Below are 11350 nucleotides of genomic sequence, written 5' to 3' on the forward strand. Positions count from 1 at the left end.
GGTATTAATTATAAAATACGATAATCGAAATTTATGAATAATAAAACATGGGAAGGTGCGGGAATGAGAAAAATATTATTTTCAGCTACGTTGAGCCTGTTGCTGCCGTTAGCTACTGTTCCTGCATATGCTCAGACAGGCGCTGATAGTTTTAAACCTGTCGAGCTGAAATGCCAGCCTTTGAAAAGCATACACAGCGATCCTTTCGGAGTCTGGAGCGATCCAGAAATTGCCGATGCTAAGGATGAAGGCTGGCAGGATGCGGCAAAGGTTTGCGTGGGTCAGAGCAAAATCAAAGGATCTACTTACTTTGTAACTTTGCTGATCGGTAGCGGCTGTTCAACCTCAGTGTGCCCGGTACGGGTCACAATGACCGGGCAGAACAAAAAACGACAAGTCCTGACAACGGACATGATGTGTTCCAGCCCGGATTATTATGCCTTTGATGCCAGCGGAACGAAACTGAAAGCATGTGATCAGGTATATAGCTTAGGGGGCAACTAATGGCCTTCCGGCTACGCAAATACCTGTCAACGATGATCGTTGCAGTGGTTTCCTTCTCTATGCCAGCGTCAGATAGTTATGCTGGCGTATCGGCCAATGACCTAATTCGCGCCGGTATGCCGCCGTCTTATGCGGAATATGCCGCCATTGTTTCGGCCAATGAAGGGAATTGGGGATCGGTCAACCAGTTTGGATGCCTTGGTGCATTTCAGTTCTGTCCGGGCACTTTTGAACGCTATTACAATGGCACGAAGGAAAGCTTTCTGAATAATCCAAGTCATCAGGTAAATGTATGGATGAATTATCAGAAAACAGAATGGCGCAATGCAACTAAGAACGGTTTTGATAAGCTTGTCGGGCAGCGTGTTTGCTATAATGATCGATGCGGTACGATTACTGAATCTTCTATTTTGATGGCCTGTCAGTTTGGCTGTGGTTCTAATGGTAAATTAGGCAATCTCTCGAAAAACGGCCTTAACTGTAATGCCCCAAATGTGAAGGACGGCAACAATAAATCGGTGTGCGATTATCTGATTGATGGAGCTGGCCGAGACGTTTCCGAGGTTACAGGCAACGGAAACGGTAGTGGCGCTGGCGGCGGAGGAGGCGTCTGTTTGGCTAGAGCGCCGTGGTCAACGGGTGGTCAGCAAGTTATTTCTCCTTACGGTGAGGACCGTTCTCATCGACCGGGGGCAAGCCGTGGCGTTCATCAGGGGCTTGATATTGTCAATTCCGCAGGTCGTGGCGATCCTTTGTATGCGGCTATCGACGGTAAGGTCTGGCAGACGAAGAACGGTAGCGGTGGCTTACGTGTTGTGACGGAAACAGGCGATCAGCGCTTTATCTGGATGCACTTGGATACAATCTCAAAGCAGGCCGAGGCTGGACAGAGCGTATCGGTTAATACGCAAATCGGGACAATGGGTGGCAGTGGCACCAAGAATAATGCTTCTGTTCATCACCATTTGGGTGTTTTGATGCGTGGTGACGCCGTTAAGAACCTAGCCGGTAATGGATCGGATCGTGTTTTCAAAACAAGTGACGGTCAGTTGGGCGGGACTAAAATGTCTCAACCGCTCTCATCGCAGGAAATAGCCAATGCTTCTCCTAAAGCTTGGTATTTCGTGCAGCCAGAGCGATTTCTATATGAGCGGATACCCTATAATCAAGGTACGCTGGCAGGCTATAATCTGGATCGACCGGGTGGCCTGACGTTGGAAAATACATGCTCCCCGCAATTTGACTCTGGAGAGCAGCCTTACTCGTCAAATGGTGGCATCAGTGCGGATGAAGGCGCAGGCAACACCTTTGTTGGCGGCGGCGGAACGACCGACTACGAGTTAGACGTGATCGAAAATTCGGAGCGCAGCTTTATGCTCGATCTGGCACGTCAGGCTAATGCAGGCAGTCAGTTGACGGCAAGAGCTGGTCAAATTGGCCGCGCCGAAGCGGATTTGTCTTTGGGCTTACTTATCATCAATGAATTGGACGCTAAACTATGATTAAGCACTCATTGCGCTATGGCGCATCATTTGTATTCCTCATCACATTTTCAGTGGCTGCACTGGCCGATCAAAATCCGTTTAGTCAATTGCGTGAGGGCGTGTATCGCGAAGACTGCGCGCAAAAGAGCGATTCAATATTCATCATTGAAAAGGGTGGCGACAAGATTAGCGGTATTGATAAGAGCTGCAAATTTTCTTCTGCCAAAGGCACTTCTGTCACTTTGCAATGCACCGACGAGGACGGTGATAAATACGTGGAAACTTATAATGTGAAAGTCAACTCGCAAACGTCTTTTGGCGTCTGGATGACAGGTTATGATCCATATGAATATCTTCTGTGCAAAGGATGACAGTTATGAGACTGATCCTGACCATTATGTTTGTATTCAACCTGATAGGTGCGTCTGTTGCTCAAGATGTAATTCTTGATCAAACGGCTCCAGTTTCACATATTGATCCACCACGAATGCAGGAATATCAGCGTGAGAGGAAGATTGATGAAACTAAGAAATATGTTGATCCAATCCTTCGTGAAGGTGTCGATGTATCAGCTCTTGAGGTTGAGGTTCTAAAGCGGCGTATGGCAAAGCAGGAGGAAAAAACTGCTAAGCTGACTGATGCATTGAATGCCGTGATCGTTATTTTGAATGAAATGAATGGTGTTGAGGGCAAAAAATGAGTGATTTAGGCACCATCATCATTAATCTCGGAACGCTGTTTCCTTTTATTTTCCAGTTCGTTTTTATCCTGATGGCGCTCTTTGGGTTATGGCTATGCGGCCATGCCTTTTATGAGGTTTATCAGGTTGCAAGCGAGGGGCCGCGCTCTGGCCATTCTTACGTTGGAGCTGGCACACAGTTATTGCTTGGTTCGGCCTGCACGATAGGTCCGTATATCGTGGCCCGGTTCGCGAACACGGTAGCATTGGGCGGTGAGGAAACCGCGTCATGGCTTTCATATCAGCCAAGTGGCACCAGTAGCGCAGGCCAATACTGCCAAGACACGCAATTTGCGATTACCGGCCTGCTTATGGTGTTTGGCGCTATTGCTATTTTCATGGGTGTTAGCATCCTGCACGGCATGAGGAACCAGACACGATCTGGTGGTGTAGGGCAGGCGCTGTTCTATATTTTTGCCGGGGTTGTTGCAATTTTTGCCAATGACGTTGCAACAATCATTGGCAATACCATTAAAATGGACGTTGGTTTGCAACAGATATGCACGGCGCTTGGTGCTGGTACAGGTTAGCAGCGAGATACTTTGCAATAAAAAAGCGGCTTAAAGCCGCTATTTTATTCAGTATTGCTGGAGGGCAGGAGGGATAGTGCATCCTGCGTCATTTGATGCACTACTCTTGCGGCCTTCTCGTGTTTTGTCTCTGGGGAGCCGTGCATTAACACATGCTCGCGCTCTAATCGTTCTTTCGCTTCTGGCGTAATATAATTGTTAGCCTCATTGATGATAGCTTCGACCGCACGGTCGAGCTGCGGGTTAATTATGGGCTGTTGCGTGGTCTTTTCGTCTAAGTAGTGCTGGAACACGCCTGCGGCTTCTGGAACGGCTGTTTTGCCGCCTATAGCACGTATAAATAGCCATAGCTTATGATCGTAGAACCGCACCCATCTGAATTGAGCTGGTGCAAGGACACCGAGGCTGCGAGTGCCGCCTGTTTCAGTATCAAGTGACGCTGCAAGCATTGTCGCAGTGTATGCGCGCTTCAACAAGATCGGGCTGATATGCTTAATGAAGCTCAATTGCTGGTTTAGGATATTCGCAGACAGGATTCGCTCCGAATCCATCAGCTCGGTTTGCTTCTTGTATAAAAGCCCCTTTTTCGGGTCTTTGCCTGCCGGAACGCGATCTGGCGTATGGCGATGCGATGAAAGCAGTTCAATGAGCTTTTGTCGGGCGGTGATGACCGTAGGCAGGGTATCACCGATAGTTCCAGATTGGCCTTCTGCTTCGCTGTTTAGGTAATCTATAAGCGTATATAAGGTAGCGCTATCGCCGTGCTTTTCGCGGAAAATAGCGCGTTTGAATTTCTCGTCATTTTCATCCTGAAAGCCGATGACGAGGCTATCACGCTTGTTCCTTTTAAGGCGATTAATGTCTCTCCATACGTCTTTGAAATACCCTTCGGTATTCTCAATGAAGTAGGAAAACTCTTGCCCTGTATCTACGAGCGAGCCGTATATACGAAAGAGCGCAGGATACAGAATGATACACTGATGCCATTTAAGGCGATTATTGATTATGTCTTCGATTATTTCGTTAGACGGCATAGGGTCGGATGAAACGCTGTAATCGGTTCTGGCCACAAAGAATGGGTTTAATTCACCCATATAGCCAGACAGGTACGTTGTGAGCGCGCTCCGGTCACATTCTAGTGCTTCCTGTCCGTCAACCAGCTTAGTGCCACGGTATGCTCCTGAGAGTAGGATAACGTCGATGGCGGTGTAAGGCATTCTGGCAACGCCTTTTGTCAGGTCCGCAAAATCATTTATCGCGTAATCGAGAAAGAATTGGTTTGCCGGATACAAAATTGCCTGTCTTCGCATGATTGATTTCCAATCCGGTGGGGAGGATTTCTCGTGCGAAATTATGGAGCTTAGATGCTCATTTTGAGCCTTCTTTTTCAGCCTATAGCCTATGTAAACAACGATAAGAGCTGCGATAATCCCGAACGGTATGGACGATGTATAAATATCTATAAACCGCACATCATTATCTTTCCCAAGTGTCAGGTTGTGAAAGCTCATACCCCACGGGCTTAGATACCACGTACCTAAGCTCTCTATTGTCCTGATAAGGTGATACATGATGCCTACAGGCCGCGTAACGATGGCCCAGAGAATAGCAAGAACGCCCATGAACAAAATTCCGAGGACAACGAGCATCATGCGCTCGCTCATGCCTCTGCCGCTTTTTTCCATAGCGTAAATCCTTATTTTATTGTAAAATCGATAAACGGATAATACAAAAAATAAAATTAAATGCGACTGCTAATAGCTGTGGTTGCCAAATAAAGGTGTAGGTTATGGCGACTTCTAAATGGTTTGATCTGCGGAATGTTGGCGCAATTCTGGAGCGGATTAAAAATGATGAATCCGGTGTTTTCCTGAAGCTCACTGTTAAGGAGCCTGCCGACTATTTAGAAAAGGCTTCCGATATAGTGAGCGCCGGGTGGCAGGCATCAGCGGATGAACCTAACGTCTTCATCAATAACAATCGTATGGATGCAATGAGCGACATAAAGGCGTCCCTGTGCGCCTTTTTCGATAAAGACGCTATCGCTCTTAATGATCTTAGTAAGTTGCCCGGAAATATCTACGTGGGAGGCTATGAACGCGGAAAATCAGCTTCCCCTGAAACGATCCTATCAAATATTCTTGGCCTTGATGATGCATCCCAAGAGAAAATACTTAAACGTGTTGTTGCTGCTGCTGCGCTGGCAGGCTTAAACAATCAAGTAAAAGTGCCATTTGACGGCCAGTTGCTGAAAGTTTGGGATGCTGTTTATGACAGGTATCCTGAACATGCAACAGGAATGATAGTTCTTGCTGTTCAAGAATATACCGAAGGCAACATTGAAAAATTTGAACTACTTGAAAATGCTATTATGCAAGATAGCATAGTGGGAGCTTATTATAAGATTCCTTATGAACTGGAAGCAAAAATACATAAAATTAGTGCTGAAATTGATAACTCAATTTATGTGAAGGGTGCTCGACTTCCTCAAAAAGACGGTATGCTTTCCTATAAAGAGGCAGCAAAAAAATGTCATTTAGGTTTCCTTCATCAAAACTTGAGCGGAGCGCCAGTTACGTTTTTAGACGCTCATATTGTGAGGAAAAGAGCGTCTGGTGAGAAGCTGCCGGATAAGGTCGGCAACATCAATATTCGCTATGAAGCAAGCTTGCCTACTGAATTAAAGTGGCAGTCGTCACAGCGGATAATTGCGGCTGTCCAAGCATTTGAAAGCGTCTTTGGTAACGGAACGGATAGCGTTTTTGGGCCGCATAGCTTGACTATTATGGTCACAAAGAACGGGATGCCAGATAATGCGCTTGGATTATACAAAGCGCGAGCCAGCACTGATATAAGTGTTAGTCAGGTTATCTATTCTCCGTACTCGGCATACGCGCTTGTTCACGAGCTTGCTCATGCAATGGACTTTGGCAACCGGAATATTGGTCTTGATGCGAGCGATCCGGGTAGCACAGAGAGTAAATTTAAGCGCGTGATCATTGATACCCACGCAGCTCATCAGGTGCGTGGGTTCGTGGAAAGCGCGATCAAGGAAGGCGCAGATATGTCGCAACAACATGCGGATTATTTGCAAAATCCTAGTGAGATTTTTGCTCGTTCAGTCCATGCTGTAATGATTGATCATTACTTGGCAAAGGGTGACAGTGAGTTACAAGCATTAGGCGGCGCAAACCGGGAATTTTCGGATTTCGCTATTCAGGATCGGGTTCACCTCAAGAAATTCAAGGATGCCGTTATCGATTGGAATAATGAATTTGCGGCGAGTTATAAAATGGATCAGAGTCAGAAGCTGGAGCGAGATAGCTCCGCTGAACGTGATATGGTGTCCTTTGGCTAAGAGTAGCTAACTCATTGCCTTTAAAAGACGGCTCAGGTAATGTTTATGCGATTGTTCTGGTGCAAAGCATTTATAGCTTAGCTTATGAAGCTCTCCGCATTTGAGTAATTGGACAAATTTAACCGCCCTAGTTTTGTAGGGCGGTTTTTTTGTGAAAACATTTTGCAAACAAAATAAAAACAGAAATATTACAATTTGTTATTTAAATGTTTGTGTTTTGTAAACAAAAACAAAACAAAAGGCTTGCCGATTTAATCGGTGTCGGTTGAATCGGTAGGTGTAATGTTGAAGCGCTTTGCTGCTTCGGCAATGATCTTTTGAACCAGTCGGCTTTTTGATCTCTTGCCATAGGCTTGTGGTTTCATGTCGGGCAGATTGTAACGCATATAGCTATGTGATGTGTTCAAGTCAGTTTCGCCATGCCCTAGTATCTGGCAGATGAAAGCATTTTTAGACATATTCTTTCTACGGAAATGCGTATCGGCAATTTCTGTGTAGAGGGATCGGATATTGTGATTGACGAGGTTTGAAGCTTCCAATTCTGCGGGTGTTGCAGTGATTGGAGCGACAGGCCAGAACTTGTGATAGATGGCGGAACGAGCGAAGGGCAGGAGGCAGCTCGGATTGTTTAAGAGCATATCGTTGCGAAACTCTGGTGCTGTCATTTCTGACCATTCTTGGCCGCTCTCGCAGAGCTTGAGTGCGAAATGAGCGAAATATACGGTTTTTGCTGGAGCAAGGATAGGGATTACGTATCCTGTATCAAATTTGGTTCCAGCGCGACCGCGTGTTTTTGCCTGACCAAAGAAGATTAATTGCCAATTATGATACACTTTACCAAGAGCGGCGTGCTGGCCTAAATCGATAGTGCCGTAATCCAGCTCCATAGGCGCGGGTTCAAAGGCACCTTGGCAGAAAATCTCAAATGAGCGCCGTCCTGTTATTAGCAGGAGGGCTGTTCCAATTTGTGTTGCTTGCTCCTTTGTAAGCGTCTTAGCCAGTTCAACCGCTTCATCTTTGATCTTACTCCAAGAGGCTGTAGGTTCTGGTAGGACGCTTTCTACATGAGCGAGCAATTCATGCCATTTATGGAATTGGACGATGGTATGGTTACGCTCCACGACCTTATCCAGATAATCTTGTCTGCGCGCTTCCGTGGCGCTCTCAGGCGCTTTTACTACGTCCATAACCAATTCATCATCAAGACCAACTTGGCGTAGAGCTGCACGGTATTGTGAGGCGACATTAACTTGACTGGCGAGTGTGAGGCTTTGTTGAATTTCAACAAGCTCGTGATCCCATAGTCGTGCAAGTGCAGACTGGAAATCACGATTGGCATCAACGACCGGAGTTCCGTCTTCGATAACGTGTTTGCGGTCGTTCATCAAAGCCTGTGCTGCAAGCACGAGGTTTTCAATGCTTGCTTTACGCTTAGGCCGTCTGCCAGAGTTTGACCGAGCCGCAGCCTTTACGGTGCGCTCGGTATATTTGCTTTCCAGTGGACGAATAACGTCTAGCGCTGGATGGTCCCGGCCAAACTGATCTCGGATCGCATTGCGGAAAAATGACGTATAGGATGATCGGGTTGACGGTGACTTAGCTGCAATATGGTCGTTCCAGACTTCCAACCATAATGCTTCAACAACATCGCTCTCGTAGTCGTTGTCCTGTGCAATCAAGGTATTCATAAAGCTGATGATTAGGTTAGCAACCTTTTTGTTTGCTGGTAGTGAGTAAGGAGCTGTTGTTTCTGTTTCGGTAGTCATGTCGCACCTTTAAAGAGGCTGGCCTACCGCCGAAGCGGTAGGCACATATACTGGATTATTTGAAGCTCATGCAGGCTACCCCGGCGACGACCACAAAGGATACAATGGCCGTGCCTTCAAGGAGTGTAAGTGCTACTTCATGGAGTGCGCTTAATGCGCACTCAACTTTCGTTGTTTCAGTGTTGAACATTGTAATTGGACCTATGTTTTTTTTACACCACAAGGGTAACATCCAGTTTTACGGAGTCAATAAAAAAATTACAAAACTTAATAAAAATTACAAAACTTAATAAAAATGGCAAATTGCGTCCTATTGCTTTTCTTAATTTTAGATTATATTCTAATATCGAAATTTTTATAAAATAAGGTGATCTTTATGGCTGGAAGTGTGAATAAAGTTATCCTTGTCGGGCATCTTGGCGCCAATCCAGAAGTCAGGCGTTTAAATTCTGGAGATCAGGTAGCGAATTTGAGAGTAGCAACCTCTGAAAGCTGGCGTGATCGCCAGACAGGGGAGCGCAAGGATCGCACAGAATGGCATAGTATTGTCATTTTCAACGAAAATTTGGTGAAAGTTGCTGAGCAATATTTGAAAAAGGGCGCAAAGGTGTACTTGGAGGGTGCATTGCAGACCCGAAAGTGGCAGGATCAGAATGGCAATGACCGCTATACAACGGAAATTGTGTTGCAGAAATTCAGAGGCGAGCTGCAAATGCTTGATCGAAGAAGTGATGACAATAACAGTCGTCAGGATGATCGGTCCTCTAATATTTCTAATGGTTATAGTGAACAGTCAGGCTCTATGCAGAATTACGATTCACACAATTATAGCCGCGACTTAGACGACGAGATTCCATTTTGAGTGCTTGGATCAAGCTGCTCAGTTTCTTGCAGGTGAGAGTCCTGCCACAGTAGGAGGTTAGTTGACTGTGTAGCTATGGCGTACGTGTGGATGGTGACTGAAACGCGGGAACGACGCCGGACAAAGGTAGCCCCCGACCCAGACCGTGGGTGCCCGCAAGCATACAGCCCGTAACGAAAGTGAACCTTCATAAGCCTCGTAAATTTCAGCCGTACAGCAATACTGGGAGAGTGCGGTGTAGGGTGGTTCCGTCGAGCCTTTAGAATGGGGGCGAAGACCAGTGAATGCCGGTGGATGAACTGACCAAGTGAAACCGGCATTGGAACTCGGGGTATAGAGGATGGGATGTATGCACAGAACTGAGCGGAACCAAGGAGACCTTCCCCTGTCGCAGCTTAACCTGCTGCGTAACTGAAAGTATAAGGCAAGCACCGAAATCTGGACGGATGCAGGGACAAGGAGTCGGAGGAGGTCATAGTACTGATGATGGACAGGACAACAAAACCTGACCGGAGGGAAGGACCTCTACTTCTGCCACGGAAGCCGATGTAGGAGGCACTGTGTGATTGCGAAAGCTCAAAACACACCGTTAGAAAAGGTGCGAGAACTGCAACGGTCACTATACCGAGCAGCCAAGGCGAATCTGACGCGGAAATTCGGAGTGCTCTATGACAAGGTGTGCCGGGAAGATGTCCTTGCGCTCGCCTACAGACAGGTCAAGGCTAATGGCGGTGCCCCTGGCATCGACAAACAGACCTTCGATATGATCGAAGGAAAGATCGGCCTTGAGCGGTTCCTCGGTGGGATACAGGGAAAACTTCAGGCGAAGCGCTATCGGCCCCAGCCGGTTCGACGGGTTTATATCCCGAAGGCCGATGGATCGAAGCGTCCGCTTGGCATTCCAGTCATAGAAGATCGTGTCATACAGGCAGCAGTGAAGATCGTCATCGAACCGTTGTTCGAGGCGGACTTCAAGGATTTTTCGTATGGGTTTCGGCCTCGTAAGAGCGCCCTTCATGCCCTGCGGGAGATCTACAAATGGATCAACTTTGGTTGCGTCCATGTCGTCGATGCGGATTTGAAATCATACTTTGATACGATTCCGCACGACAAACTGCTGATCTCTGTGCGGTCGCGGGTCATCGATCGGTCAGTTATGAAACTGATCTCGATGTGGCTCGACGCCGGTGTGATGGAAGATATGCAGGTGCGCAAGGAAACGACCGGAACGCCGCAAGGCGGGGTCATTTCTCCGTTGCTTGCCAACCTCTATCTGCACTGGCTGGACCGATATTGGGAGAAAATGGCTTTCGGTAGCAGGGCGCATGATGCTCACATCGTGCGATATGCTGACGATTTTGTCATTCTGTGCGGAAAAGCGCCAGAAACCTACCTGTCCGAGGCCAAGAAGGTTCTCGACCGGCTGGGCCTGACGCTCAACGAGCAGAAAACACGGATAGTCAATGTCCGCGAAGAACCGTTCGACTTCCTCGGCCACCGCTATGCGGTGCAGCCGTCTAAGCGCTCTGGTGAAGCAAAGACATATTATTATCCCGCTCCCAAGGCGATGGCATCAGTCAAGAAGAAGATCAGGGAAATTGTCCGCACAGGGCAACACCGCGATCTGCCCTTACTTATCAAAGACCAGATCAATCCTGTTCTGCGAGGATGGGGAAACTACTTCAAGACTGGTAATTCTCGAATGCATGTCAATAGCATCGCTAATTACACGATGTGGACACTTTGCATCATGCTGAGGAAGAAGCACAAGAAACGGACAAAGGGATGGAGGGACCATCCGCCGTCATGGTTCTACGACTACCATGGACTATTCAAGCTCAATGGCTTGGTGGTTACGGGACAGGAGAACAGCCGGTATGCCCGATCTGCGCCGCCATAAAGCTGCCGGAAGAAGGCAGTCGGAAAGCCGTGTGCGGGAAAACTGCACGCACGGTTTGACGAGAGGTCGCTGTGGAGATGACTTCAAATGCGGAATCCGGGCTCATCGCGCGCATGATTCCGACGTGATCGCGCGCATCGTTCCGAGCTGATCACGCGCACGGTTCCGAGGCCATGCGCGCACCTTATCGCAATGGTGCGGGTGGAC

General features: G+C 47.5%; 10 protein-coding genes. 8 read left to right on the top strand and 2 right to left on the bottom strand.

Annotation, left to right across the window (positions count from 1 at the left end; all coding sequences use genetic code 11):
* Window positions 1-33: 33 nt before the first annotated feature.
* The 5 genes from OIV19_RS18440 to OIV19_RS18460 are packed head-to-tail and all read left to right on the top strand — an operon-like array spanning window position 34 to window position 3257.
* Window positions 34-504 (top strand): hypothetical protein, encoded by a 471-nt coding sequence (locus tag OIV19_RS18440; protein WP_264232760.1) that lies wholly within the window; start codon window positions 34-36, stop codon window positions 502-504.
* A gap of 32 nt (window positions 505-536) precedes the next feature.
* Window positions 537-2006 (top strand): M23 family metallopeptidase, encoded by a 1470-nt coding sequence (locus tag OIV19_RS18445; RefSeq protein ID WP_264232762.1) that lies wholly within the window; start codon window positions 537-539, stop codon window positions 2004-2006.
* 53 nt (window positions 2007-2059) lie between these two features.
* Entirely contained in the window at window positions 2060-2359 is a 300-nt protein-coding gene (locus OIV19_RS18450) for a hypothetical protein (RefSeq protein ID WP_264232764.1), read from the top strand.
* A gap of 5 nt (window positions 2360-2364) precedes the next feature.
* Window positions 2365-2688: a P-loop NTPase family protein gene (locus tag OIV19_RS18455; protein WP_264232766.1), complete on the top strand. Its 324-nt coding sequence runs from the start codon at window positions 2365-2367 to the stop codon at window positions 2686-2688.
* Window positions 2685-3257 carry a hypothetical protein gene (locus tag OIV19_RS18460; protein ID WP_264232767.1) on the top strand — a complete coding sequence of 191 codons (573 nt, stop codon included), beginning with the start codon at window positions 2685-2687 and terminating at the stop codon, window positions 3255-3257. Before OIV19_RS18455 ends, OIV19_RS18460 begins: the two co-directional genes overlap by 4 nt.
* Before the next feature lie 44 nt (window positions 3258-3301).
* Here OIV19_RS18460 and OIV19_RS18465 read toward each other — a convergent pair whose 3' ends face one another.
* Entirely contained in the window at window positions 3302-4942 is a 1641-nt protein-coding gene (locus OIV19_RS18465; RefSeq protein WP_264232769.1) for a secretion/conjugation apparatus DotM-related subunit, read from the bottom strand.
* Window positions 4943-5046: 104 nt separating this feature from the next.
* Here OIV19_RS18465 and OIV19_RS18470 point away from each other — a divergent pair, with 104 nt between their 5' ends.
* Entirely contained in the window at window positions 5047-6615 is a 1569-nt protein-coding gene (locus tag OIV19_RS18470) for a hypothetical protein (RefSeq protein WP_264232771.1), read from the top strand.
* 251 nt (window positions 6616-6866) lie between these two features.
* Here OIV19_RS18470 and OIV19_RS18475 read toward each other — a convergent pair whose 3' ends face one another.
* A complete protein-coding gene (locus tag OIV19_RS18475; RefSeq protein WP_264232772.1) occupies window positions 6867-8381 on the bottom strand; it encodes a protelomerase family protein in 1515 nt (504 codons plus the stop codon).
* A gap of 376 nt (window positions 8382-8757) precedes the next feature.
* Here OIV19_RS18475 and ssb point away from each other — a divergent pair, with 376 nt between their 5' ends.
* Window positions 8758-9243, top strand: coding sequence for a single-stranded DNA-binding protein (gene ssb, locus OIV19_RS18480; protein ID WP_264232774.1), 486 nt, complete (start codon window positions 8758-8760; stop codon window positions 9241-9243).
* A 562-nt stretch (window positions 9244-9805) separates the two neighbouring features.
* The gene (ltrA, locus tag OIV19_RS18485) at window positions 9806-11143 is read left to right on the top strand and encodes a group II intron reverse transcriptase/maturase (RefSeq protein ID WP_264232776.1); all 1338 of its coding nucleotides are present in this window, start codon (window positions 9806-9808) and stop codon (window positions 11141-11143) included.
* Window positions 11144-11350 lie beyond the last annotated feature (207 nt).

Origin of the sequence: Brucella sp. HL-2 (assembly GCF_025846885.2) — a bacterium.
Taxonomy (GTDB): domain Bacteria; phylum Pseudomonadota; class Alphaproteobacteria; order Rhizobiales; family Rhizobiaceae; genus Brucella; species Brucella quorumnocens.